This window comes from Bifidobacterium erythrocebi (assembly GCF_012932675.1).
Lineage (GTDB): Bacteria > Actinomycetota > Actinomycetes > Actinomycetales > Bifidobacteriaceae > Bifidobacterium > Bifidobacterium erythrocebi.
Genome location: NZ_JAAIIF010000008.1, coordinates 115,369 through 140,534 on the forward strand (window position 1 = coordinate 115,369; position 25,166 = coordinate 140,534).

At 61.2% G+C, this 25,166-nt stretch carries 22 protein-coding genes, 5 tRNA genes and 1 riboswitch; of the genes, 22 read left to right on the plus strand and 5 right to left on the minus strand.

What is annotated here, in order from left to right:
• Positions 1–14 precede the first annotated feature (14 nt).
• A complete protein-coding gene (dnaJ, locus tag G1C98_RS04035) occupies positions 15–1,157 on the plus strand; it encodes a molecular chaperone DnaJ (RefSeq protein WP_169079496.1) in 1,143 nt (380 codons plus the stop codon).
• A gap of 85 nt (positions 1,158–1,242) precedes the next feature.
• Here dnaJ and G1C98_RS04040 read toward each other — a convergent pair whose 3' ends face one another.
• Complete coding sequence (locus G1C98_RS04040; protein WP_169079498.1) at positions 1,243–2,157, minus strand: undecaprenyl-diphosphate phosphatase; 915 nt, start codon at positions 2,155–2,157, stop codon at positions 1,243–1,245.
• Positions 2,158–2,328: 171 nt separating this feature from the next.
• Here G1C98_RS04040 and G1C98_RS04045 point away from each other — a divergent pair, with 171 nt between their 5' ends.
• The gene (locus G1C98_RS04045) at positions 2,329–3,120 is read left to right on the plus strand and encodes a fructosamine kinase family protein (RefSeq protein ID WP_169079500.1); all 792 of its coding nucleotides are present in this window, start codon (positions 2,329–2,331) and stop codon (positions 3,118–3,120) included.
• A 122-nt stretch (positions 3,121–3,242) separates the two neighbouring features.
• Here the strand turns inward: G1C98_RS04045 and G1C98_RS04050 are convergent, their stop codons facing one another.
• On the minus strand, positions 3,243–4,067 hold the full coding sequence (locus G1C98_RS04050; RefSeq protein WP_240944902.1) for a PAC2 family protein: 825 nt from the start codon (positions 4,065–4,067) through the stop codon (positions 3,243–3,245).
• A gap of 156 nt (positions 4,068–4,223) precedes the next feature.
• On the opposite strand from G1C98_RS04050, the gene G1C98_RS04055 reads away from it, so the two are divergent.
• The 6 genes from G1C98_RS04055 to G1C98_RS04080 all read left to right on the plus strand — a co-directional run bounded on the left by G1C98_RS04055 (position 4,224) and on the right by G1C98_RS04080 (position 5,654).
• A tRNA-Gly gene (locus G1C98_RS04055) sits at positions 4,224–4,296 on the plus strand.
• A gap of 29 nt (positions 4,297–4,325) precedes the next feature.
• Positions 4,326–4,396 (plus strand) — tRNA-Cys (locus G1C98_RS04060).
• A 43-nt stretch (positions 4,397–4,439) separates the two neighbouring features.
• A tRNA-Val gene (locus G1C98_RS04065) sits at positions 4,440–4,511 on the plus strand.
• 42 nt (positions 4,512–4,553) lie between these two features.
• Positions 4,554–4,626 (plus strand) — tRNA-Val (locus G1C98_RS04070).
• Between the two features lie 21 nt (positions 4,627–4,647).
• A tRNA-Gly gene (locus G1C98_RS04075) sits at positions 4,648–4,720 on the plus strand.
• A gap of 244 nt (positions 4,721–4,964) precedes the next feature.
• Positions 4,965–5,654: a M23 family metallopeptidase gene (locus G1C98_RS04080; RefSeq protein WP_240944903.1), complete on the plus strand. Its 690-nt coding sequence runs from the start codon at positions 4,965–4,967 to the stop codon at positions 5,652–5,654.
• 133 nt (positions 5,655–5,787) lie between these two features.
• Here the strand turns inward: G1C98_RS04080 and G1C98_RS04085 are convergent, their stop codons facing one another.
• Positions 5,788–7,821 (minus strand): AMP-dependent synthetase/ligase, encoded by a 2,034-nt coding sequence (locus G1C98_RS04085; RefSeq protein WP_169079502.1) that lies wholly within the window; start codon positions 7,819–7,821, stop codon positions 5,788–5,790.
• A 267-nt stretch (positions 7,822–8,088) separates the two neighbouring features.
• Between G1C98_RS04085 and G1C98_RS04090 the strand changes: the two genes are divergently transcribed.
• The 6 genes from G1C98_RS04090 to G1C98_RS04115 all read left to right on the plus strand — a co-directional run bounded on the left by G1C98_RS04090 (position 8,089) and on the right by G1C98_RS04115 (position 14,912).
• A complete protein-coding gene (locus G1C98_RS04090) occupies positions 8,089–9,237 on the plus strand; it encodes an NAD(P) transhydrogenase subunit alpha (RefSeq protein ID WP_169079504.1) in 1,149 nt (382 codons plus the stop codon).
• Position 9,238: 1 nt separating this feature from the next.
• Complete coding sequence (locus G1C98_RS04095) at positions 9,239–9,544, plus strand: NAD(P) transhydrogenase subunit alpha part 2 (RefSeq protein ID WP_003826306.1); 306 nt, start codon at positions 9,239–9,241, stop codon at positions 9,542–9,544.
• Positions 9,544–10,971 (plus strand): NAD(P)(+) transhydrogenase (Re/Si-specific) subunit beta, encoded by a 1,428-nt coding sequence (locus G1C98_RS04100; RefSeq protein WP_169080134.1) that lies wholly within the window; start codon positions 9,544–9,546, stop codon positions 10,969–10,971. Before G1C98_RS04095 ends, G1C98_RS04100 begins: the two co-directional genes overlap by 1 nt.
• Positions 10,972–11,213: 242 nt before the next feature.
• Complete coding sequence (locus tag G1C98_RS04105; RefSeq protein WP_240944904.1) at positions 11,214–12,587, plus strand: riboflavin deaminase; 1,374 nt, start codon at positions 11,214–11,216, stop codon at positions 12,585–12,587.
• Positions 12,588–12,705: 118 nt separating this feature from the next.
• A complete protein-coding gene (locus G1C98_RS04110) occupies positions 12,706–14,055 on the plus strand; it encodes an MATE family efflux transporter (protein WP_169079506.1) in 1,350 nt (449 codons plus the stop codon).
• Positions 14,052–14,912, plus strand: a complete 861-nt coding sequence (locus G1C98_RS04115) for a MerR family transcriptional regulator (RefSeq protein ID WP_169079508.1) — start codon at positions 14,052–14,054, stop codon at positions 14,910–14,912. Before G1C98_RS04110 ends, G1C98_RS04115 begins: the two co-directional genes overlap by 4 nt.
• Before the next feature lie 23 nt (positions 14,913–14,935).
• Here the strand turns inward: G1C98_RS04115 and G1C98_RS04120 are convergent, their stop codons facing one another.
• The gene (locus G1C98_RS04120; RefSeq protein ID WP_169079510.1) at positions 14,936–15,973 is read right to left on the minus strand and encodes an aldo/keto reductase; all 1,038 of its coding nucleotides are present in this window, start codon (positions 15,971–15,973) and stop codon (positions 14,936–14,938) included.
• 194 nt (positions 15,974–16,167) lie between these two features.
• On the opposite strand from G1C98_RS04120, the gene G1C98_RS04125 reads away from it, so the two are divergent.
• From G1C98_RS04125 to G1C98_RS04145, 5 genes are all read left to right on the plus strand, one after another.
• Positions 16,168–16,575 carry a cupin domain-containing protein gene (locus tag G1C98_RS04125; RefSeq protein ID WP_169079512.1) on the plus strand — a complete coding sequence of 136 codons (408 nt, stop codon included), beginning with the start codon at positions 16,168–16,170 and terminating at the stop codon, positions 16,573–16,575.
• 134 nt (positions 16,576–16,709) lie between these two features.
• Positions 16,710–17,336: a TetR/AcrR family transcriptional regulator gene (locus G1C98_RS04130; protein WP_169079514.1), complete on the plus strand. Its 627-nt coding sequence runs from the start codon at positions 16,710–16,712 to the stop codon at positions 17,334–17,336.
• Between the two features lie 60 nt (positions 17,337–17,396).
• Positions 17,397–17,472, plus strand: a riboswitch (Fluoride riboswitch).
• Between the two features lie 95 nt (positions 17,473–17,567).
• Positions 17,568–17,999 (plus strand): FluC/FEX family fluoride channel, encoded by a 432-nt coding sequence (locus tag G1C98_RS04135; protein ID WP_169079516.1) that lies wholly within the window; start codon positions 17,568–17,570, stop codon positions 17,997–17,999.
• Positions 17,996–18,367, plus strand: a complete 372-nt coding sequence (locus tag G1C98_RS04140; protein ID WP_169079518.1) for a fluoride efflux transporter FluC — start codon at positions 17,996–17,998, stop codon at positions 18,365–18,367. The genes G1C98_RS04135 and G1C98_RS04140 overlap by 4 nt, the downstream gene beginning before the upstream one ends.
• Positions 18,368–18,389: 22 nt before the next feature.
• The gene (locus tag G1C98_RS04145) at positions 18,390–18,962 is read left to right on the plus strand and encodes a DNA-deoxyinosine glycosylase (protein WP_169079520.1); all 573 of its coding nucleotides are present in this window, start codon (positions 18,390–18,392) and stop codon (positions 18,960–18,962) included.
• Here the strand turns inward: G1C98_RS04145 and G1C98_RS04150 are convergent.
• Complete coding sequence (locus G1C98_RS04150; protein WP_169079522.1) at positions 18,946–20,109, minus strand: PucR family transcriptional regulator; 1,164 nt, start codon at positions 20,107–20,109, stop codon at positions 18,946–18,948. The two genes, G1C98_RS04145 and G1C98_RS04150, sit on opposite strands and share 17 nt — an antisense overlap.
• A gap of 305 nt (positions 20,110–20,414) precedes the next feature.
• On the opposite strand from G1C98_RS04150, the gene G1C98_RS04155 reads away from it, so the two are divergent.
• The 3 genes from G1C98_RS04155 to G1C98_RS04165 all read left to right on the plus strand — a co-directional run bounded on the left by G1C98_RS04155 (position 20,415) and on the right by G1C98_RS04165 (position 25,021).
• Complete coding sequence (locus tag G1C98_RS04155; RefSeq protein ID WP_169079524.1) at positions 20,415–21,632, plus strand: aspartate aminotransferase family protein; 1,218 nt, start codon at positions 20,415–20,417, stop codon at positions 21,630–21,632.
• A gap of 42 nt (positions 21,633–21,674) precedes the next feature.
• Positions 21,675–22,265 (plus strand): cytidylate kinase-like family protein, encoded by a 591-nt coding sequence (locus tag G1C98_RS04160; RefSeq protein WP_169079526.1) that lies wholly within the window; start codon positions 21,675–21,677, stop codon positions 22,263–22,265.
• An 83-nt stretch (positions 22,266–22,348) separates the two neighbouring features.
• On the plus strand, positions 22,349–25,021 hold the full coding sequence (locus tag G1C98_RS04165; protein WP_169079528.1) for a bifunctional amino acid transporter/iron-containing alcohol dehydrogenase: 2,673 nt from the start codon (positions 22,349–22,351) through the stop codon (positions 25,019–25,021).
• The last annotated feature ends 145 nt before the right edge of the window (positions 25,022–25,166 follow it).

Here is a 25,166-nt window from a genome sequence, read left to right on the forward strand (position 1 = left end):
AGGAACTGAGTAGAGTGGCAGACTATTACGAGGTGCTGGGCGTTGACCGCAACGCAAGCGAGGATGAGATCAAGAAGGCCTATCGCAAGATGAGCCGCAAATACCATCCCGACATTGCGGGCCCGGAATTCGAAGACAAGTTCAAGGAAGTCAACAACGCCTACGAGGTGCTGGGCAATGCCGAAAAGCGCCGTATGTACGATTCGGGCGTCGATCCGAACAATCCGAACGCCGGTGGTTTCGGCGGCGGGTTCGACATGGGGGATATGGGCGACGTATTCAGCTCGTTCTTCGGCGGTTCGTTCGGCGGATCCCAAGGTCCCGTGCCGCGTACGCAGCCGGGCCGCGACGCCCTGGCCAGCATGTCCATCGAGCTGAAGACCGCGGTGTTCGGCGGTACCGAGCAGGTGCGTGTCAATACGTTCGTCCTGTGCCCGCAATGCTCCGGTACCGGCACGTCCGACGGTTCCAAGCCCACCACGTGTCCCGACTGCCAGGGGCAGGGCATGCGTCAGAAGGTCGTCCGTACCATGCTGGGGCAGATGATGACCACGGCGCCCTGCGAGCGGTGCGAGGGGCACGGCAACATCATCTCCAATCCGTGCGCCTCCTGCATGGGGCATGGTCGTGTGCGTACCACGCGCACCATCGGCGTGAACGTGCCTGCCGGCATCCGCGACGATTCCCGCATCCGTCTGGCCAGCCAGGGTGAGGTGGGCGAATGCGGCGGTGCCGCCGGCGATCTGTATGTGGACATCCACATCAAGGCAGACAAGCAGTTCACCCGCGAGGGCGACGACCTGCATTGCTGGGTTCGTGTGCCGATGAGCTGGGCGGTGCTCGGCCATGAGATCGACATCGAGACTTTCGATGGGTCCAAGAGCCTGGATATCCCCGCAGGATGCCAGCCGGAGGATGTCGTGACGCTGAAGGGCCTTGGTGTTGGTCGCATGCGTGAAGACGGCGAACGTGGCGATCTGATGGTGCATGTCGCGGTCGAGATCCCGACGAAGCTTTCCGAATCCGAGCGTGAGCTGATGGAGCAGTTCGCCACCTCCCACGATGCCGATGCCAGCCATGTCGCGCAAAGCTCCAGGCCGGCCTCAGCACGAAGCAAGAAGGGGTTCTTCTCCAAGCTGAAGGACGCGCTGGGCTGATGTGACCAACAGCCATAACGGACGAGAAAGGCCTTCCCGCTGATTGAGCGGGAAGGCCTTTCTTTTGCTATCTGTGGTATGGCATTCACCCTGCCATGGACGGATCGATGGCAGGCAGCTTGCCGGTGATGAGCAGCAGGGCCACCACCACAGCGAGCACGATGCGGTAGATGGCGAACGCCTTGTAGGAGAACGTGCTGACGAACTTCAGGAAGGCGATGATCACGATATAGCCGATGAGGAAGGCCACGATGGTCGCCGCAATGGTAGCGCCCCAGCCGGGGAATGCGCCGATGGCGGCGCAGGCATCGACCGCCTTGGTCGCGGAGCATGCGTTGACGTCCTTCACCGCGGACACCGCCTCGAGAATGCCGGCGCCGAAGACGGCGGGGATGGCCATCAGGAAGCTGGTACGTACCGCGGCCTCACGGGTGTAGCCCATGGCGCGTCCGAAGGTGATGGTGCCGCCGGAACGGGAGACGCCGGGGATAAGGGCGAGCATCTGTCCGATGCCGAAAATCAGGGCGTCCTTGGCGGTCATGTCGTCCATCGTCTTGATCTGCCTGGAACGGGAGTCGAAGATCCACAGCAGCACGCCGAACACGGCGAGCACGGTGACGGTGATCCACAGGTTCCTCAGCGTCGTTTCGATGACATCCTTGAACAGCAGACCCGCGATCAGAATCGGCATCGTGCCGATGATGATGAACCAGCCCATCTGGGTGTCGCTGTTATGAGCGCCGAGACGCGACTTCCAATCCTTGCCCTCCTTGCCGAACAAGGATCCGAACCACGATCCCAGAATGCGGATGATGTCGCGGCGATAGTACAGGATCACAGCCAGTTCGGTGCCGATCTGGATGATGGCGGTGAATGCGGCGCCCGGATCGCGGCCGATCATCAGGTCGCCGACAATGCGGATATGCGCGCTGGATGAAACAGGCAGGTATTCGGTTATCGCCTGCACGAGTCCAAGAAAAATCGCTTGGAAGAAATTCATGATGTCGTTGTATTCCCTAGTTCACTTCCGTGAATTATGAATGGTTGCTGATATTGACTGTTGACACTTTACTCAGCGGGTGTCACGAAACGTGGCTTTTGCTCACATCGTCCCGATTGTCTTACGCGATGCACACAATAAGGCCATCGACCGTTCAATGAAGGAGTAGCAATGGCAACGTATCGCAAGCATAGGGCGTTCGCTCCGAAGGGGTTCTTCGAGTGCGAGGGACGTGGTCTGCAGTGGTTGGGCGAGGCCCAGTCCCAGGGAGGGCCCAGGGTCGTCGACGTCATCGGTTGGGGCGACGGCTATCTCGATATCGAACGGGTCGATTCCGCCATGCCGACCATCGAGGCGGCACGCTCGTTCGGTGCGGCCCTGGCAAGGATGCATGATGCCGGCGCGCCTCATTTCGGATCGGCTCCCGCCGGATACGAGGGGACGTGCTATTTCGGCCCGTTGCAGGATCCCGTGCCGATGGATACCGGCGAATGGGATGATGTGGCGACATATTATGCGCAGGGACGCCTGCGTCCCATGGTGGAACTTGGCGTGAAGCGCGGGGAGCTCGATAAATACGACGTCGAGCTTACGGAGGATGTGATCGCCGCGTTGCCGGAACTGCTTGGTCGTGCCGCCACGGATAAGCCGTCGCGAGTGCATGGCGATCTGTGGAGCGGCAATGTGATGTGGACGGCCGATCGCGGCAAGACCGAGGCCGTGCTCATCGATCCGGCTGCGCATGGCGGACACCGCGAGGAGGACCTGTCCATGCTCGCTCTGTTCGGCATTACGTATTTCAGCGACATCATCGAGGGATACCAGTCGGTGCATCCGCTGAAGACCGGCTGGCAGGATCGTGAGACGCTGTGGCAGCTGTATCCGATTGCCGGGCACTGCGTGTTCTTCGGTGGCGGGTACGTCAGCCAGTATCGCTCGATGTGCCGGTCCCTGCTGCGTTGACATTCGTCCATTCATTGGTTTTGACAGATATGGGCGTGACGATTCGTTGCCGAATCGTCACGCCCATTGCCATATTTGCCTATTCGATGACGCTGCGATACAAGGCCGCGCCTGCAAAGGGCCTAGAACTTCTTGAGGAATTCCTCGGCTTCGTGGACCAGCTGGTCGACCTTATGCGGATCGTTTTCGCATGCTTCCTTCGCCTGCTCGGTCTTGTCCCAATCCTCTTCGAGATGGTGCACGTAATCGCCGAGCTGATTGCTGCAGCGGACGAGCATGGAGGCCTTCGCCTGCCATTCGCGCGTCTCCTTGGTGAGTTTTGCTGTGTCGAAGGCGACGCCCAGCCTATTGCCCAGTGTATTGAGGAGCGCCAGCGCTCCCATGGGGCAGTCGTCATTGCCCATGTATTGCGGTACGGATACCCAGATTGAGGTGCCCGCGAACGATTCTTCCCGCGCCATAGCTTCCAGAACGGTGGGGATGCCGACGGGTCCATCGTATTCGCCGCCATCGCATTCGCTGTTGCAGTCCATGTCGTCGCATATGCCGACGGGGAGCGGGCGGGTGTGCGCGCAATCGGCGAACATGGAACCGAGCGTGATGATGCGATTCACCCCGAGTTCGCTGGCAATGCTCAGGCTCTGCTGGCAGTATTCGCGCCACCGGTAGTTCGGTTCGGGGGCGAGCTGTATATAGCAGTGCATGCCGGAGGGGATGACGACATCGTAGAACGTGGTCTGGGGCCAGACGAGACGTGCGTGCCCGTTGACACGGCATAGGGTCGGGCGTGAGACCTGATAGTCGTAATAGCCGTCGCAGCTGATGCGACGTATCTCGCGTGCATCGTATGCGTCGATGAGTTGATGGATGGCGCTGGTCGCCGATTGGCATGCGTCGTTCCAACCGCCGAACGCGGCGATCATCACGGTTTCTCGTTCTTCGCTCATACTGGCAAGCATAGTCCGTATGCGACGCGGAAGACCTTGATTTCATGCCGTTTTCGCCGCAGGCGAGCGTGTGCGACACGCCGGGTTTGCAAATCGTGAAGATGCCATTATAGTAGTTACTCGTGCTCAGGCAGAGACATCTGCTGGAAACACAAGGCGGACATAGCTTAGTTGGTAAAGCGCAACCTTGCCAAGGTTGAGACCGCGGGTTCGAGTCCCGTTGTCCGCTCTAGGTCCGAAGAGTTGACAGACCTTTACGGTGGGTTAGCCAAGCGGTTAGGCAGCGGCCTGCAAAGCCGTATAGACGAGTTCGACTCTCGTACCCACCTCTCGGACTGAGGCGGTTCATACCGCCTATATTTTTGCAGACCTGGGCGGTTGGCGCAGAGGTAGCGCACTTCCCTGACACGGAAGGGGTCACAAGTTCGAATCTTGTATCGCCCACGCAAGCCGGAGTATTCCGGTTTGAATAATTGAAAAGCATTCGGGTGATTGGCGCAGCGGCTAGCGCACTTCCTTCACACGGAAGGGGTCGTAGGTTCGATTCCTACATCACCCACGAAATCCTTCCAGGATTTTTGCGGACATAGCTTAGTTGGTAAAGCGCAACCTTGCCAAGGTTGAGACCGCGGGTTCGAGTCCCGTTGTCCGCTCGATATAAACCCCGTCTTGTACGGGGTTTTCTTGTATCTGCCGATTCTGCTTGCTGATCGGTTTTTCCGTGGTTTGGTTGACTGTATACGCCGATAGGGGTTCACTCCGATGAAGGTACCTTTATTTGTGATGATTACGTGAATATTCGTAGGGGTGTCATCCACATTTTCCCCTGAGCTGGACAGCGGCCGGCACCGTCCGTCATGGTGAATCGATAAGGCGAAAGCCGGGAAGGAGATTCGCATGACAACGGAGCAAAGGCGAAGCGAAGAGGTCAGGCGGCGAGGAAAACGAGTGAGGCGTCTTGTCGAGACGCGATCCAGAGCGCTGCGAATCGTTGCGGCAGGCCTGATGATCATGCTTGCGACGGTGATGCTGTGCACGTTTCAGCCGCAGCAGGAGAAGGCGATGGCCATGGAACGAGACGCCTGCAATGCGCGGCAGCGGCTCGCGTCAGACGACACAGACTCGCAGAGCGACGGATATGTGGCGGTCGTATCGGCGTGGGGAAACACCTGCCATGCCGTATTCGACTGGCCGGTACGCAAACCCGTCAGCGCGCTGCGGGCATATGACGGACCGGCGCAGCCCTGGCTGTCGGGGCATCGTGGCATTGATTTGGCGGCCAAGGCAGGTGAGGATCTGCTTGCTCCCGGAGACGGGGTGATTTCGTTTGCCGGCACAGTGGCGGGGAAGGATGTGGTCAGCATGAAATACGGGAAGATGGTGCTGACCTTCGAGCCGGCCGTTACCGATATGGAGACCGGGGCGGCGGTGAGCCGTGGGCAGCGGTTCGCAAAAGTGGGGGAACGATCCGACCATTGCGACGATGTATGCCTGCATTGGGGCATACGTGATGGGGAGAAATCGTATCTTGACCCGGCATCGATGACGTCCCCGTACCGCATTGTGCTCAAACCAAGGATGTCATAACTGTGTTCTCGGCCAAGCACTAGATAAGCAAGCACTATATAAAGTAGGGGAATGGAGACATCCGGCTGATATGCAAAGAAGGGGAGCACCGTTTGCCGGTGTTCCCCTCCCTATCGCGGCATATGCCGGTGAATCACTTCTTCTTGGTGTACATCTGGGTGTTCAGCAGCGTTGCATAGCGCTTGATGACCTTCGGGCGGATGACCTTCATCGAAGCGGTCATCAGACCATTCTCCTGGGTGAACTCCTCGGGAAGGATGATGAACTTGCGCACGGATTCCGCACGGGAGACGCCTTCATTGGCCTGATCGACCCACTTCTGCACTTCGGCGCGGACCGCGGCGTTGGATGCGGCGTCCTCCATGCTCATGTTCTCGTCAAGCCCCTTGCTGGCCAGCCAGGGACGCAGCGTGCTTTCATCCAGCGTGATCAGCGCGGAGATGAACGGACGCTTATCTCCAAGAACCAGCGCCTGCGACACGAACTCGCAGCGCTTGATGACCTCCTCGATCGGACCGGGGGCGACGTTCTTGCCACCTGCGGTGATGATGAGATCCTTCTTGCGGCCGGTGATATACAGGAAGCCGTCGTTGTCGATACGACCCAGATCGCCGGTGGCATACCAGCCGTCCTCGGTGAACGCGGAATCGGTGGCCTCCTCATTCTTGTGATAGCGGGGGAACACGGAGGTACCCTTCACCTGGACCTCGCCGTCCTCGGCGATACGCAGGGAGAATCCGGGGAATGCGGTGCCCACGGAACCCTGATGGAAGGTCTCGCCGGGAACGGTGAACGAGCATGGCGCAGTCGTCTCGGTCAGGCCGTAGCCCTCATACACCGGAATGTTCGCACCACGGAAGAATTCAAGCAGCTGCGGGTCGAGAGGGGCGCCGCCCGCGACGATCCACTTGGCACGACCGCCGAGCACCTCGCGCAGCGGTGCATAGACCATCGGATCGAAGGCCGCACGCCGCGCGCGCACCGTCAGGGACGCCTTGCCCTTGTCGCTGATCTCCTGCATATAGGTCTGCGCCGTGACCACGGCGGAGGCGAAGGCGAGACCCTTTGCACCATGACCGGCCTTCTGGGAGGCGGCGTTGTACACCTTCTCAAGCACACGCGGCACCACGATCATCACTGTGGGCTTGGCCACCTGCAGGTCGGCGGTCAGGGTCTTGATGCCCTGCGCGATGTAGATGCGCAGTTCGCTGGCCACGCAGATGTAGTTGATGGCGCGGGCGAAGGAATGGGCCTGAGGAAGGAACAACAGCACGGTGTTCTTCGGATTGCCCAGCAGCTCGGGCATGAAATCGGGCAGGTTGAGCGCGGTGGCGCAGTAGTGCTCGTGGGTCATCTCCACGCCCTTGGGCGCGGCGGTGGAACCGGAGGTGTACACGATGGAGCACAAATCGGTCTTCTTGACCGATTCGATGCGTTCGTCCAGCTCCTCGTCGCTTACACCGGCCCCGTAGGCCTTCAATTCGTCCAGACCGCCGGTATCGATGGTGATGATGTGCTCCAGCGAGGGGCAATCCTCGATGGCACCGTCCGCCTTCTCTCGCATATCGGTGTCCTGCACGATGAGCAGACGAGCGTCGGAGTTGTTCACGATGTTGCGGATCTGCTCAGCCGAATCGGTGTCGTAGATGGTGGCGAGCACGCCGCCGACCGCCATGACGGCGGCGTCGGTCAGATTCCACTGGTAGCAGGTGCGGCACATGAACGCCACGCCGTCGCCCTTCTGCAGACCGTACTTCAGCAGGCCCTTGGCGATGGCGCGGACCTCGGCGAGGAACTCGTTGGCGGTCCTATCGACCCACTCGTTGCCGTCCTTGTAGGTGTACAGGATGTCGTCACCGCGTCTCGCCGCACGATCCGCGTACAGATCGTAAATGGAGGTGCCCTCGTCCAGAGGGGGATTGCCTTGGGTGGTGGTGGTGAGCAGGCCGGTCACGGGATCGATGTCGGTGACGGTCGGGCGGTCCGGTCCCCACTCGTCGGTGTGGGGGAGCGTGATGCCGCTTTCGTCCTTGGCGGCGATGCTTCCGGCGTAATCAGGCTGATCTCCGGAGTTGCCGCTTCCGGGATGCACGAAATCCGTCCCGAGCTTCAATGCTTTTCGGGTGAGATTGGTGGTCTGCTGCTTCAATGAAGAGATAACGGACACGTGACGCTCCTTGATCCTGACTGTTCTTGACTATCCGGTTCTCAAAAAAGCCAGTCTAATCCCCTTAACGCGACACGTCACCTTACGGTAGCGTAGGGAAACCGCCATGTCAATCGTTATCAGCGACGGTCGGGCGGCGACGCTTTGCATGACCGTACAAAAGGGGCCGGCTCAGTTGGTGGGAAAGAGCAGACGGTTCACCCGTTCCTTGACTAGACTGATGCGGCGTAAGAACAAGGCACGGCCAAATAGCTAGAAAGGGCTCTCATGGCTGAACAGAAGGAAGCCACGCTGACCTTCGGTGTGCTCAACGAGACGTCGGATACCGAATCCCGCGTCGCGCTGACCCCCGATATCGTCACCAGGCTCGGCAGGAATGGCATTTCCTGCATCATCGAAAGCGGCGCGGGCAACGCCGCCGAATACACGGACGAGGACTACAAGGCCGCCGGCGCGGCCGTCGCGTCCCGAGACGAGGTCATCGCCTCGGCGGACGCATTGGGATTCATCGACCGTCCGTCCGCGGAAACCATCGCCAAACTCAAGGCTGGTCAATGGGTGATCGGCATGCTCGGTTCGTTCACCGACGCCGCCTATGTCGAATCGCTGAACAACGCCGGTCTGGTGGGCGTCGCAATCGAAAAGCTGCCGCGCCAGCTCAGCTCCGCGCAGTCCATGGACGAGATGACCTCCCAGAATTCCGTGATGGGCTACAAGGCGGCCATCACCGCCGCCAACGCCTACGGTTCGTTCCTGCCGATGATGACCACCGCGGCCGGCACCATCCGTCCGGCCAAGGCCCTGGTGCTCGGCGCCGGCATCGCCGGCCTGCAGGCCATCGGCACGTTGAAGCGTCTCGGTGCCGTCGTCACCGCATATGATGTGCGCCCCGCATCCAAGGGCGAGGTCGAGTCCCTTGGCGCCAAGTTCCTCGACCTTGGCCTCGATTTCTCCAAGGGGCAGGGCGAGGGCGGGTATGCCCGCGCGCTGAGCGCCGAGGAACAGGCACAGCAGCAGGCGGCTGTCGACGAGAAGGCCGCAGGCTTCGACATCGTCATCACCACCGCCAAGGTCCCCGGCCGCAAGCCTCCGGTTCTGCTGACCAAGGCCGGCGTCGACGGTCTGCACCGCGGTGCCGTGGTCGTCGATTGCGCGGCGTCCGACCTCGGCGGCAACGTCGAGGGGTCCGCTGTGGGCGAGCAGGTCACCGAAGGCGGCGTCAAGCTGATCGGTGCACCGTACCTCGCCAGTGGCGTGGCCACCACCGCATCCAACCTGCTGAGCCGTAACGTGGCCGACGTGCTGAGCCACTTCGTGCATGACGGCAAGCTGGGCATGGATCTGACGGAAGAGCTCGACAACGCGCTGGTCGTCGCCGGTCGCATCGAGTCCGAAGAGAAGAAGGAAGAGAACTGACATGCCTACGCTTGTTGTATCCATTACGCTGTTTGTCCTGGCGCTGCTCATCGGCATCGAGGTCATCGGCAAGGTCCCCGCGACACTGCACACCCCGTTGATGTCCGGCGCGAACTCCATCCACGGCATCGTCATCGTCGGCGTCGTGATCGTGGCCGCCGAAGCCAACTCCCCGCTGGCCTACGTGTTCATCTTCCTGGCCGCTGTGCTGGGCACCATGAACGTGGTCGGCGGCTATGTGGTCACCGATCGCATGCTTGAGATGTTCAAGTCCAACAAGAACGAGAAGAAGGGCGGCGATAAGTGATGCAGAACGCAGCCACCGTTGGTGCCATCGACATCGTCGCATGGTTCGTCTATCTGTTCTCGGCCGTCATGTTCGTCGTCGGCCTGCACTTCATGAATTCCCCGAAGACCGCCCGTAAGGGCAATCGTCTGTCCGCGTTCGGCATGATCGTCGCCGTCATCATGGCCTTCGTCGTGCTGTTCGCCAAGGGATTCGTCAACGTCATCGCGATCGTCGTCCTGGTGGTCGGCATTCTCATCGGCGCTGTCGCCGGTGTCATCTCCGCCAAGAAGGTCAAGATGACCGATATGCCGCAGCTTGTCTCCGTGTTCAACACCGTGGGCGGCGGCGCGGCCGCGCTCGTCGCGCTCAACGACGTGCTGACCAAGGACGGCACCCCCGATCTGGTGGTGCTGATCACCGCTGGCCTGGGCATTCTCATCGGCTCCGTCACCTTCACCGGCTCGCTTATCGCAGCCGGCAAGCTGCAGGGCGTCAAGTGGGTCAAGAAGCTCACCATCCCCGGCAAGGGCGTGTGGAACGTGCTGTTCGCCGTGCTGGCCGTCGCCTCCCTCGTCATGCTGTGCGTGCAGCCGCAGCAGCGTCTGCTGTGGTCGGTCCTGACCACCGTGTTCGCGCTGTGCTACGGCCTGGTATTCGTCATCCCGATCGGCGGTGCCGACATGCCCGTCGTGATCTCCGTGCTGAACGCGTGCACCGGCACCGCAGTCGCCATGAGCGGTCTGGCCATCGACAACGTGGCCCTGATCGTCGCCGGCGCACTCGTCGGCTCCGCGGGCGTGACGCTGTCCATCCTCATGGCGCAGGCTATGAACCGTCCGCTGCTCTCCGTCCTCGCAGGCGGCTTCGGCGGTGGCTCCGGTTCCGCCGCTGCCGGTGACGGCCCCGAAGGCACCATGAAGGAGACCTCCGCCGACGATCTGGCCGTTCAGCTGGTCTATGCCGACAAGGTCATCTTCGTGCCTGGCTTCGGTCTGGCCCAGGCCCAGGCACAGCGCGAGCTGGCCGACTTGGGCGAACTGCTCAAGGGCCACGGCGTGGAGGTCTCCTATGCCATCCACCCGGTGGCCGGTCGTATGCCCGGCCACATGAACGTGCTGCTCGCCGAGGCCAACGTGCCCTATGAGGAGCTGGTCGATCTTGACGAGATCAATCCGCAGTTCCCGCAGGCCAACGTGGCTCTGGTCGTCGGCGCGAACGATGTGACCAACCCGGCCGCACGCAAGCCCGGCACCCCGGTCTCCGGCATGCCGATTCTCGACGTCGACAAGGCGCAGAATGTGGTCGTGATGAAGCGTGGCCGCGGTACCGGTTACGCAGGCATCCAGAACGAGCTCTACTTCGAGGACAACACCCAGATGCTGTTCGGCGATGCGAAGAAGAGCCTGCAGGCCGTGATCGCCGCCGTCAAGGAACTGCTGAACTGACGGCATAGGCCTGTGCTGCGGTTCACTGTTCAGGTGAACGATCCTTAGCCCCTTTCCCTCGTGGAAAGGGGCTTTTTCGTACCCGCAGCCGGGGTGAGGAACGGTTAATGTCTGAAACGGCAGAGCAACGCAGCCCATCGCGACACGCAGGTTATCCACATATCCACATTTTTCCGTTCGAGAGTGGCGTGGCCCGTCCGTCGTCTGCAACAGTGAGAGGACCCTACAACGAAGGAGTTGCGATGACCGATACCGCAGACATGACGGCGAAACCGTTCCGATTGGACGAGCAGTCGTTTCTGGAGACGCTGGGCGAATTGATCGAACGGTTCGACCTATACGGATCCGGGGCATGCTTCGCGATCGTCGACAAGGCGCGCCGGGAGAACGGGCTGGAAGGCCCGCTCTCATTGTTCGACGACGAGGTCGCCGATCTTGCCCATGCATTGTTCACAGGCTCGACATGGCCGTCGAATCTGATGTTCGACATGATCGCCCTGGACAAGGAACGGATAGCATTCGATGCGCGGTTCCTCGCCGAATGCGATGCTATGGTCCGCCGCTACGGCATGACGGTATGGCTCTATGAGCTGATCAACGATGCGGCGGTATCCATGGCCACGGGCATGCCGAGCAGGAGAATGCCGTTCCAGCTCGGATTGCACGACACCAGGGAGGTGTTCCGCACAAGCAAAAAGAAGCGGCGGTTCGTGCATGGCAGGAAGAAAAGGAACGAATGCATGGCCGAATATCTTCGGCAGGCCTACCGGCTGGCGGCATACACCCTGGTGCGTTGGAGTGGAGACGAACCACGTGCCGCGGATACGGCGCTGATGCTGCTTGCCTATGGCGGGTTGGGCATGTGCATGCTGCGTGACGATCCAAGGGTGGTGAACAAGGGATGCGATCCCGATTTCGGGTACCGTAATGTGCGCGATCAGCTCACGGCGCTCAGGATCAGGGCCGATCTGGACTACGCCAGCGCTGTCGGTGGAGGCGAGGGTGAGTTCCTGAACTACCCGGATTGCATGGATGCCAGATACCTGCATGACGCGAGCAGAATCGTGCAGGCCTACCGGGCGTTGTGGAACGAGGAGGTGGAGCCGTTCTCCCAGGTGCTGGACCGTGTCGAGAGAGAAGGAACGTATGAGGCCGAGGATGTGTGGAAGGACCCGCTCTACCTGCATGACCTCGCCGTTTCGCTGATGGGGGTGAACGGAGCGGGGCCGCTTGAGACCGGATTCCGTCTTCGTGACAAGGATATGTTCGAGAACGGTGTCCGCGAATTGGAACGACTTGCCACCAATGTCAGGCGTGGAGGATTGCTGCCATCCCTTGGTGTGTACATTCTTGCCGGCGAACCGGAGGACCGGATGGAGGCGCTGTTCGCACCCCGTAAGGAACGCAAACGCCTGCTGGCGTCATGCGAGGCGCTGGCCGATTCGGCCGCGACAATCGCGCTGTACCGTCTGCCGAGGGATTGGGTCTCCCTGCACGCCGTTGTGGCGTTGTTCGGTTGTGATCTCGAAGGGTATGCCAGGCAGATCGCCCCATTCGTGGAGGGGATCGGCGAACCCGACGGTGAGGATGAGGAGACTGCGCCGATCATGGGGTGAGTGTCTGTTTCCCGCATATTGGACATCATGATGCTTCGGGGTTGACCCTACAACCATTGTAAGGTTTAGCCTTCCTGCTGGAAGGCATAGGCCAAAACGGAAGGACAGGAGACAACCCATGGAAAAGAACCTGACAACGGGGAGCGTGTTCAGAACGGTCGTCACCTTCGCGTTGCCGTACCTGCTGTCGTATTTTCTGCAGACGTTGTACGGCATGGCCGATCTGTTCATCGCCGGACAGTTCATTGGCGTCGACGGCATCACTGCGGTGGCGAACGGCAGCCAGGTGCTGTACATGCTCACCGTGGTCATTGTGGGCCTTGCCATGGGCGCGACCGTCACCATCGGCCGTGCGGTCGGCGCGAACAGACTCGACCGTGCGGCCAAGGCCATCGGCAACGTCATCACGCTGTTCGCGGGGATCGCGTTGGCGCTGACGGTCGTTCTGCTGCTGAACGTGCACAACATCGTCTCGCTGATCGGTGTGCCTGCCGAAGCCGTCGAGGGAACCGCGCAGTACCTGACCATCTGCTATATCGGCATCCCGTTCATCGTCGCGTACAACATCATCAGTTCGGTATTCCGTGGGCTGGGCGATTCGAAAAGCCCCATGTATTTCATCGCGGTCGCATGCTTCTGCAACATCGCGTTCGACTACCTGTTCATGGGCTGGCTGCGCCTTGGTCCTTCGGGCGCGGCATTGGGCACCACGCTGGCGCAGACCATCAGCGTGATCGTGGCGCTGGCTGCGATTCGCCGCCGGCGCACGGGTATCAGGCTGAAACTCGGCGATCTTCGCCCAGACGGTACCATGCTCCGCGGCATCCTCGGCATCGGTGTGCCGACGGCGGTCCAGGATGGCTGCATCCAGATCGCCTTCATCATCATCACGGTCATCGCCAACTACCGTGGCCTGAACGATGCGGCAGCCGTCGGCGTCGTAGAGAAGGTGATCAGCGCGTTGTTCCTGGTGCCGTCGTCCATGCTGGCCACGGTATCCGCCGTCTCGGCGCAGAACATCGGCGCCGGCAGGATGGAACGCGCGACGAAGACGCTGCGATACGCCACCGCGATCACCGTCGCCTACGGCATCGTCATATCGATCGTGGTGGAACTGACGGCAAGCTCCATCGTCGGACTGTTCACCACCGACGCGACGGTGATCCTGCTGGGAACCCAGTACATCCGCAGCTACATCGTCGACAGCATCTTCGCAGGCATCCACTTCTGCTTCAGTGGCTTCTTCGCCGCATGCGGGCGTTCCTATATCGGATTCATCCACAATATCGTGGCCATCACCCTGGTCCGTGTGCCCGGATCGTATCTGGCGTCCAAGCTGTTCCCGGACACCTTGTTCCCCATGGGCATCGCCGCCCCCGCCGGATCGCTGCTTTCCGTACTGATCTGCCTCGGCTTCTACGCGTGGCTCAAGCGCCGTGGCGTAATCTCGGAGAAGGCACGTTCATGACGGCGAATAAGCGGGGCGAAGAGCGCGACGTTGTGCCGGGGGATGGCAGGCTGTTCCGCATAGGCGAGGTCGCCGGCATGTTCAACGTGTCGCTTGGTACGCTTCGGCATTATGAACGTTGCGGTTTGCTGGAACCCGAATACGTCGACCCACGTACCGGGTACCGGTATTACGGGGCCAAGCAGTTCGAGGTGCTGAACACCATCCGGTACCTGCGTGTGCTGGATATGCCGTTGACGCAGATAGCCGAGTTCCTGCACAATCGCGACGTGCATGTCATCGAGGACAAGCTTGTTGCGCAGAAGACCCTGATCGAGCGCAAACAGCATGAGCTGGAAATGGTCTCGCGGAAGATCGATCACCGCCTGGAGCGACTGCGGGACGCCGAACGGTCCGAGTTCGACATGATACGTGTCGTGCGGCAACCCGCCTGTCGGATCGTCTGGATCAGGGATTCGCCGAAGGTCGACTCGTATCTCGGTCTGGAATATTCGATCCGCAAGCTGGAGCAGCATCAGAAGGATTCGCTGGTCTTCCTCGGCAAGGTCGGCGTCGGCATCGCCAAGGCATCGTTGGAGCAGGGGCGTTATGGCGATTATGGTCTGGTGTTTCTGCTGCTCGACGACGAGGACGAGTATGAGGGCGATACCGTGGCGTTGCCGGAAACGGATTGCGTGCGCATCCGGTTCCGGGGGAGTCATGGCGACGCCCCCGACCGGTACCGCGATTTGATGCGATACATCGCAGGGCGAGGTCTCGACATCACCGGGTTCTCACGTGAGATTACGCTGGTCGATGAGGGATTGACGTCGGATCCCGCCCAGTTCGTGACCGAGATCTGCATCCCGGTTCGCTAACCGCTTTCCGGCGGTGCGTGGTACTACTTGGTGTTCTCCTTCAGTGTCGGTGTAAGGGTGCCGGCCAGCGCGCGCTCGCCCGGCCTGGCCAACGGGCCGACCAGTTCATGCGCCGTGTACGGCTCCTCAAGATAGGCGATGTCGGATTCGTTGAGCTGTATTCCGAGTGCCTCGACGGCATCGTCCACGCGTTGCGCCTTCGAGCAGCCGACGATCGGGGCGGTGACGCCCTTGGCCCAATGCCAGGCGAGGGCGATCCGTGCCATCGGCACGCCGAACCGTTCGGCGAGCTCATGCACGCGTTCGATGATCGGCATATCCTGCGCGCGTGCCTGATCGTACTTGTTGCGCATGGTGCCGTCGGTGGTGCCGCGCTTGGAATCGGAATCCCAGGTCGGATGGGTCAGATGGCCGGACGCCATGGGGGAGTATGGGGTGAGCGCCACGTTGTATTGGCGGCAGACGGGGATCATCTCGCGTTCGTCCTCGCGGTACAGCAGGTTGTAATGGCATTGCATACTGGTGAACTTGGTCCAGCCGTTCGCCTCGGCCATGGCCTGCAGGTTGTGGAACTGGTAGGCGTACATCTCGCTGGCGCCGAGCGCCCGCACCTTGCCGGCCCTGACCAGTCCGTCCAACGTCTCCATGGTTTCCTCGGCCGGGGTGCCGTAATCGAAACGATGGATGATGTACAGATCAAGATAGTCGGTGCCGAGCCTCTTGAGCGTGCCGTCGATCTCGCGCTCGATGGCCTTGCGCGACAGATGCCCGTCATTGAAATAGACCTTGCTGGCAAGGATGACCTTGTCGCGCGGAATACCCAGGTTCCGCAGCGCCTTGCCGATATATTCCTCGGACGTGCCGAACGCATAGCAGTTGGCAGTGTCAATGAAGTTCACTCCACGATCGTAGGCGTGACCGATCACCTGTTCGGTGGTATCGGCGTCGATGGTCCACTGATGGAATTGCGGGGAGGCCTTGCCGAAACTCATACCGCCAAGGCAGACCTTGGAAACCCGGATGCCGGACCATCCCAGTGGGGCATAGCTCATGTCAGTCATGCTGAAGCTCCTTTGCCGTTGATGTTCGGAAGGTCAGCATACCCCGCTTCGCTCGGCAGAGCCAATACCTCGCATGAATGGTTTGATATGCAATCAACGCATGGAACGCTATGTCATACTCACATTGGACATTCTTTTTCGCCGGGCGTTGAATGGGGGATGATACAGAACATACGTGAAAGGAAGGGTCGACAGTGGAAAATCCGAGCGCATTCCCGATGGGGGAGCCGAACGACGGTTTCGCGCAGTACTTTGTGGGGCAGAGCTACCTTGCACCGGTGCTTGAGACTCCACAGATCGCCATTCATAACGTGACCTTCGAACCGGGTTGCCGCAATAACTGGCATATCCACCACAATGCGGCGCAGGTGCTTATCGCGGTCGGCGGCCGTGGCTACTACCAGATCGAGGGGCAGGAACCGAAGGAGTTCAAGGCAGGGCAGGCCGTCTGCATCCCCGCGGATACGAAGCACTGGCATGGTGCCGCCCCCGGCGAATCGTTCTCGCATCTGGCCTTCATGATCCCTGCGGGCGATCCGGCGTCCATGAGCAACGAATGGCTTGAGCCGGTGGATGCCGAAGCCTACGGCAAGCTCGCCTGAACGGCACCTATCGGGATTCCGGCAATATCGTCAAAGCCGCGTCCTGTGAGGCGCGGCTTTTCGTATTTTCGGAATGTCGGCGGCCATGGCGTCATTATCATGATTGCTAATGGGTTTTAGCTAAGGAGGGCATCATGAAGAGAGGCAATACGCGTCAGAGGATCATCGAAGAGGCGCTGCATCTGTTCGCCTCCAACGGCTACGATGCGGTCAGCGTTTCGCAGATCGCGCAGGCCGTCGGTATCAAGGCACCGTCGCTGTACAAGCATTTCGAAAGCAAGCGGGCCATATTCGATGCGATTGTGGAATACATGCATCACATCGACGTGGAGCATTCGAAGGCGGCGGAGGTGCCGGAGCGCGATGCCGAAACGGACGATGCGCGCAATGACGCCGTCGAACCGGGGAAGCTGCGCGCGTTCATGGTGGAGCAGTTCCGCTACTGGACGGAGGACGACCTGGCCCGCGATTACCGGCGCATGCTGACGGTCGAACAGTACACATCCGCCGAGGGCATGGCCAGATACCAGAAGGTGCTGGGCAGTGGCCCGGTCGCGTATATCGAGGACATGCTCGGCGCGATGCTCGACGAGGGGTTGTTGCACGGCGGCAACGCGAAGAGCATGGCGATCGAGCTCTATTCGCCGTTCTTCCTGCTGATCAGCGCCGCGGACGCCATCGAGGACGATCAGGCGCGACGCCGCGTGTTGGGCATCTTCGCCAACGTCGTGGACGATTTCATGAGGCGATACCGCGCGTAGTCGTGGAGGCATCCACATATCGGTCACCGGGCGAGTGGATGGTGTCCCGGCGGAATACACTTAGCCGACGGTGATGGGACTCGCCTGGACCCGCAAGGGGACGAACCGCAATTCCGCTGATGGTTCCTACGGCATATGGGTGTGCCGTACCTTCGTGGCATTCGGCGGACACGGCGTTTCCCCGCATCTGTTCGCCGGCAGGGCCTGGGCGGCGCACCGGAAAGAGACTCTATGACACGGCAGCATATCATTCGATTCGATCTTGTATGCGTGGTGTTCCTGGGCGGATGCCTTGGAACCGCCTTGCGATACGCGTTGTCCTTGATTCCCGCTCACGGCTGGTTCCATGCCGGCACCTTCGCGGCCAATATGATCGCATGCTTCTGCTATGCGGCATTATCCGCATGGCTGGGCGGGACGGGCAGGCTCGCCGCCCGCGCCAAGGAATACGTGAACCGCGGATTCGGCATGGGCATGTGCGGAGGCCTGTCCACGATGTCCACGCTCGCCGTGGAGGAATTCATGCTGCTGCACGGCGGCGATGCCGCAGGGGGCGTGGCCTACTGTTTCGCGACGTTCGCAGTCGGATTCGCGCTGGCATATGCCGGTGCGGCCGCCGGCGCCCGTCTCGCTTCCGCCGAGCAGAGGGGAGAGGACCGATGAGCGCCATCGTCGCTGTTCTGGTCTGCTTGTGCGGAGGTCTTGGAGCCAGCGCACGGTACATCTTCGACTCCTATATCAAGGCCATATGGCATAAGGCCTTCCCGATGTCCACCTTCGTCATCAACGTCGTCGCCGGCCTGCTGGCCGGCATGGTCGCCGGATGCTATGCGCGCCCGGCCATGTCGGATCAGACGCACCTGCTGCTGGCGACGGGTCTTCTCGGCGGGTTCTCCACGTTCTCCACCATGATGAACGAATCGGTGAGCGCCCTGCGTGCCGGGAAGATCGCGGTGTTCGCCGGGTGCATGGCGGCATCGGTGGTCGCGCCGGTGGCGGCCGTGGCGCTCGGATACCTGATTGCGGCCTGAAACGATGGCGCGGAACGATGGCATGAAAGGCCGGCGGGCGGCATGGGCGCATGTGGAGCATGGGTTCGGACCGGTGTGGGATGCGGATTGCCGTGTGCTGGTGCTCGGCTCCATGCCCAGCCCCAAATCACGCCAGATGCGGTTCTACTATGGGCATCCGAGAAACCGGTTCTGGCCGGTCATGGCGGCCATATTCCACGATGACGGCTGCCTGTGCGAGGGGATGGACCCGGAAGCGACGCTTGGCGCGCGCAGGGAGTTCGCGCTGCGTCATCACATGGCGTTGTGGGATGTGATCGCCTCATGCGATATCGCGGGCGCCAGCGACGCCTCCATACGGAATGCGGTTCCCAACGATCTCGCGCCGCTCATCGAAGGCTCATGTATCTCCCATGTCTTCGTCACCGGCACGAAGGCGGCGCAGCTGTATCACAAGTTGTGCCTGCCGTCGCTGCAGGCGCGGGGACTGGGGGACATGCCCATGACAAGGCTTCCCTCCACCAGCCCGGCGAACGCGGGAACCGGGTTGTCCGAACTCGTCGACGCCTACCGTGCCCTGGCGCAGGCGGCTTCGGGCGTCACATCATGTCCATGAGCATGTAGCCCAGCATGAGCTGCATGCGGTTCGCCAGGCGCGACAGATCCATGCACAGAATCTCGCCGGCCTTGGCGATCTTGTAGTTCACGGTATTGCGGTGGACGAACAGGCTTTCGGCGGTGTCCTTAACGCTGCCGTTATGGTCGAGATAGCTTCGCAGCACGTCGGTGAGATCCGAGCCGTTCGCCTGATCGTATTCGACCAGCGGTCCCAGCACCTGCCGGTAGTACTCCTGCGAGATCTCCGGGTCCTCGACTCCCATCAGCACGCGGTATGCCCCGAGATCGTCGAAGAAGTTGATCTGGTCGTCCAGCTTGCCGCGCGAGCGCAGCTTCAGGATGGATTCGGCCTGGCGGTGGCTCTTGCAGATGCAGCGGATGCTCTGCGTCAGCTTGCCGACGCCGATGGACGCGTTCTCCTCCCTGCGCAGCGCCCGCTGCACGACATCGTGAATGCCTTGCGCGACATCGCGCAATTCCTCAGGGCCAGTGCAATGGACGACCGCGACGATCTGCTTCCATTCGCCGTAGGTCGCGCCGAAGCGGATGCGTTTGCGCAGATATTTCCTGACGACCTCGTTCACCGCGTCGATGCGCCGATACGGGTCTTCGGCGAACCCGTCGATGCGGATGACGATGACGGCGTAGCGCCATTCGATCTCGAAACGGAATTCGGAAAGCGTGGGGATATACAGTTCCTGGCGTTCGGGGAACGAGATGGCGTTCCTGAACGCCTCGCCGATCATGCGGTCCTTCGTTTCCTCCTCGATGAGGCGACGGCACAGCGGGCGCGCGATGCTTTCGAAGGGGACGTCGCGGGGGATGGCGAATAGCGGGAAGGCGTGCTCCTCGCAGAACGTGACCACATCCGAGGGGATCTCGTCGATGTAATGCCCGGTGTCGATGGCGACGCCGGCGGCATTCTGCGCGTACAGGGTCCTGACATAGGAGAGCAGGTCGCCGTTTGCCCGCAGGGCGATGCCGGTGGTGAGGATCAGCTCGTCACCACTGAGGTAATCGCTCAGGGTAATGGACTCCAGCACATGCACCCAGGTGATCCGGTGCGCCAGTCCATCGGCTCCCGCCAGCAGCTCGAGCTGGACTTCAGGGCATTTGCCAAGAAGATCCTGTAATTCCAATGCCATGTGTAATCTCCCGGAAACATTGATGTAACGGCGTATTTGCGGCGTCGCTCCGCGTTCGCGGCGGATACTGCGGAGCATATCGGCGTCATATTGCCGTTCCATGGGACGTGTCCATATGGCGGTACGGTCGGCCATGTTACTTCGGGGAAGGTGATTGTGCTCCGGCACATTCGTTTTTGGGCCGCAACGGCTGGAGAAGCGGGCGGAAAGCAAACATACTGAAGTCAAGTTCAAGCCGAACAAGCCAGCTGAACGGGTCGCATGGACAACGGCCTATCACCAAAGCACACAAGGAGGGCGGCATCATGAAGCTGCAGGACACCGGACTGACATTCGAAGACATCAAGAACAAGGTCGACACCTACATGATCGAAACCTATGAGCGTTTCGATTTCCTCGCCGATCACGCCAAGGGCGTCTACATGTACGACGAGAACGATACGCCGTACCTCGACTTCTATGCGGGCATCGCGGTCAACGCTGTCGGCAACTGCAACGAGAAGGTCGTCAAGGCCGTGCAGGATCAGGCCGCAACGCTGATGCAGACCTTCAACTACCCGTACACCGTGCCGCAGGCCCTGCTCGCCGAGAAGATCTGCAAGGCCATCGGCATGGACAAGATCTTCTACCAGAACTCCGGCACCGAGGCCAATGAGGCCATGATCAAGATGGCCCGCAAGTACGGCGTGGAGAAGTATGGCCCGGAAAAGTACCACATCGTCACCGCCCGTGAATCCTTCCACGGCCGTACCTTCGGTGCCATGTCCGCCACCGGTCAGCCGGACAACGCCTGCCAGATCGGCTTCGGCCCCATGACCGAAGGCTTCTCCTACGCCCCGTTCAACGATCTCGAGGCGTTCAAGGCGGCATGCACCGAGAACACCATCGGCATCATGGTCGAGCCGGTGCAGGGCGAGGGCGGCGTGCACCCGGCGACCCAGGAGTTCCTGCAGGGACTGCGTGAATTCTGCGACGAGAAGGGCATCCTGCTGCTGCTCGACGAAGTGCAGTCCGGCTGGGGACGCACCGGCGCATTGATGTCGTATATGAACTACGGCATCAAGCCGGACATCGTCTCCATGGCCAAGGCCATGGGCGGCGGCATGCCGATCGGCGCGATCTGCGCCACCAGCGAAGTGTCCAAGGCCTTCACCATGGGCTCGCACGGCACCACCTTCGGCGGCCATCCGGTCTGCTGTGCCGCGTCGCTCGCCGCGGTCACCGAGATCATCGACCGCGACCTGCCCGGCAACGCCAAGAAGGTCGGCGCCTACTTCATCGACGAGCTTTCCAAGCTGCCGCACGTCAAGGAGGCCCGCGGTCAGGGTCTGTTCGTCGGCGTCGAATTCGACGGCACCATCAACGCGGTCGATGTCAAGCACGGCTGCTTCGATCGCAAGCTGCTCATCACGGCCATCGGCAACGACGTCATCCGCATGGTCCCGCCGCTGATCATCACCGAGGAGGACGTGGACAAGGCCGTTGCCATCATCGCCGACACCATCGAATCACTTTCCAAGTGATCGCCCGCAACGGCAGGGCATCCGTATGAAAGGCGGAACGACATGAAGCACATGGTCATCACCATCGGCTGCGAATACGGTGCCGGTGGCCCGGAGATAGGCAAGATGCTTGCCCAGGCGCTCGGCATCGAATACTACGACCGCGATCTGGTGGACAAGATCGTCAGCGACCTGGACGTGGACAAGGAGCTGGTGGAAAAGGCCGACAAGGCGACGAACGTCCCCTATACCTTCGAAACGACGCTTGGGCCCCGCTACGCGAACCTGACGAACAGGGTCATCTCGCTGCAATACCAGGCCATGCACAAGATGGCCGAGAAATCCTCCTGCGTCATCATCGGCCGCAGCGCCAACTATCTGCTGCAGGACAGGGATGATCTGGTCAACATCTTCATCTACGCGCCCGAAGAGGAACGCATCCGCGCGGTGATGGAGCACCAGTCGGTGAGCGAAGCCAAGGCGCGGGAGATCATCGACTACAACGACGAGCGAAACCGCAGCAGGCACCAGTACATCACCGGCACGAACCGCGGTGACCGACGTCAGCGCGACCTGCTCATCGACAGCAGTCTCCTGGGGTGGGAGAAGACCTGCCAGTACCTGCTGCTGCTGGTGGAGATGCTGAACGAATAACGCAAGTTCGCCGTGCGGCATCGGGCGACTGCCGGCCGCACGGCTCTGCGCCATCGCGCAGGACGTGTTCGGAAGGAACGACGATGGAAACGCATACAAGAACAACTTCGAAATTCAACAAGACCTTCAGCTCCATGGACATCCTGATGATCGCCTTCGGTGCCATGATCGGATGGGGATGGGTCGTCTCCACCGGTGACTGGATCGGTACGGCCGGCGTCATCGGTGCCATGTTGGGCTTCATCCTCGGCGGTGTCATGATCTTCTTCATCGGCATGACCTATGCCGAGCTGACGCCCGCCATGCCCGAATGCGGCGGCGAGCATGTGTTCAGCATGAGGGCCATGGGGCCGGTAGGATCGTTCGTCTGCACCTGGGCCATCATCCTCGGCTACGTGAGCGTCGTATGCTTCGAGGCATGCGCGCTGCCCACCATCATCACCTACGTGTGGCCGCAGTTCCTGCAAGGCTACCTATATTCGGTCGCGGGATTCGACATCTATGCCACCTGGCTGGCCACGGCCATCGTCTTCGCGGTGTTCATCACGGTGATCAACATCATGGGCGCGAAGACCGCGGCCAAACTGCAGAACATCCTGACCCTCGCCATCGGCGCGGCCGGCATCCTGCTCATCGCAGCGTCCGTGGTCACCGGCGACCCCTCCAACCTTGAAGGGCAGATGTTCGCCGGCAGCGGGATGGAAGGCATGATGGGCACCATCATCAAGGTCGCCGCCGTCAGCCCGTTCTTCTTCATCGGGTTCGATGTCATCCCTCAGGCCGCCGAGGAAATCAACGTGCCGTTGAAGAAGATCGGCAAGATCCTGATGCTTTCCATCATCCTCGGCGTCGGCTTCTACGCGCTGATCATCTTCTCCGTGGGCTATGTCATGAACGGCGATCAGATCGTCGCGTCCTACAACGGCACCGGACTGGTCACCGCCGACGCCATGGCGAACGCCTTCCACAGCAAGATCATGGCGAAGGTGCTGATCCTGGCCGGCATGTGCGGCATCATCACCAGCTGGAACTCGTTCATGATCGGCGGCAGCCGAGCCATGTACTCCATGGCCGAGTCCTACATGATCCCGCGCTTCTTCGGCAAGCTGCATCCGAAGACCAACACCCCGTACGTCTCCATCCTCGTGGTGGGCCTGCTCAGTGTGCTTGCCCCGTTCGCCGGACGCAAGATGCTCGTATGGATCGTCGACGCCGGCAACTTCGGCTGCATCCTGGCCTACTGCATGGTGTCGCTGTCCTTCATCATCCTGCATGTGAAGGAACCGACCATGCCCCGCCCATACAAGGTGAGGCACTGGAAGTTCATCGGCGCCATGGCGGTGCTGATGTCCGCCATCATGATCATGCTCTACATCCTTCCGGGAACCGGCGTGACGCTCGCCCCGCAGGAATGGGCGATGGTGGCCGGGTGGTCGCTGTTCGGCGTGGTGTTCTTCGCCTTCAGCAAGCTCGTCTACAAGGAGAAGTTCGGCTATTACGCCCAGCTGTCCGTAGGTGAGAACGAAACCGGCGAGAAGAGCGACGAGACCGCCACGACGGTCCGTGCATCGAGCGCGGTCATGGCCGCCGAGAGCAGCGCCCCGGACGAATGGACCCGCGGCTTCGACTACTTCCTGCCGATCAACCTGGTCTTCGGCCAAGGCAAGGTGGAGCAGGTGGGCAAGCTCGCCGCCGCCCATGGCTCCACCGCGATGATCGTCACCGGAGGCAACTCCGTCAAGCGCACCGGAACCTACGACAGGGTGCGCGCATTGCTTGAACATGAGGGCATGCGCACGGTGCTGTTCGATCAGGTCACCCCGAACCCGCTGACCACGACCGTGGAGGAAGGCGCAAGACTGGCCGCCGAACAGCATGCGGACATCGTCATAGGACTCGGCGGCGGCAGCGCCATGGACGCGGCCAAGGGCATCGCCTTCATGGCGTGCAACGAGGGGAACGTCAGCGAGTATATCTACGGCGAGCGCACCTCCGACAAGGCATTGCCGATCATCCAGGTGCCCACCACCTTCGGCACCGGCTCCGAATCCAACGGCTTCGCGGTCATGACCAACCTCGGCAACGGCGATAAGAAGTCGCTGCGCAGCCCGGCACTCGTCGCCACGGCGTCCATCGTCGACCCCGATCTCATGCGCACCATGCCCAGCGGCGTAATCGCGGCCAATGGGTGCGACATGCTCTGCCACTGCATCGAGGCGTTCACCGCGAACAACGCCCAGCCGTTCACCGACGCGCTCGCCCTGTACGCGATTCCGCTGATCGCCAACAACATCGTGAGCCTGTACCGTGGCGAAGGCACGGATGAGCAATGGTCCAAGGTCTGCCTTGCCGGCACCATCGGCGGCATGGTGATCAACACCGCCGGCATCACGCTGGGGCATGCCATGGAGCATCCGGTCAGCGGGCTGAAGGATGTGACGCACGGCAGGGGATTGGCGGCCATCGAGCCGACCGCCATCGAGGCCACCTACCGGTACAACCGCTTCAAGTTCGGCCGTGTGGCCAGGATGCTTGGCGGATTCACCGCCGAGGATTGCGCGCCGCGTATGAGGACGTTGCTCAAGGACCTCGACCTTGACGTGTCGCTGGGCGACCTGGGCATCGAGAAGAAGGACATCCCGTGGCTTGTGAGCAATGCGCGGAAGGTCTCCCCGGGCAACCTTGTGAACACGCCGGGCTCGGAATCGGTCACCACCGAGGAATCCCTGGAAAGCCTGTACGGGTCGATGCTCTGACGGTGCCGGCAACGCAGGCCGGGCCGGCGGTGTGCGGATTCCGGTACGGGTAGGGGCGGTGTCTCGTCGAATGCGGCGGGGCGCCGCCCCTACCCGTGCCTGTCGTTGACACATCGGTATGATATGTCAAGGTTTTTCGAAAGGA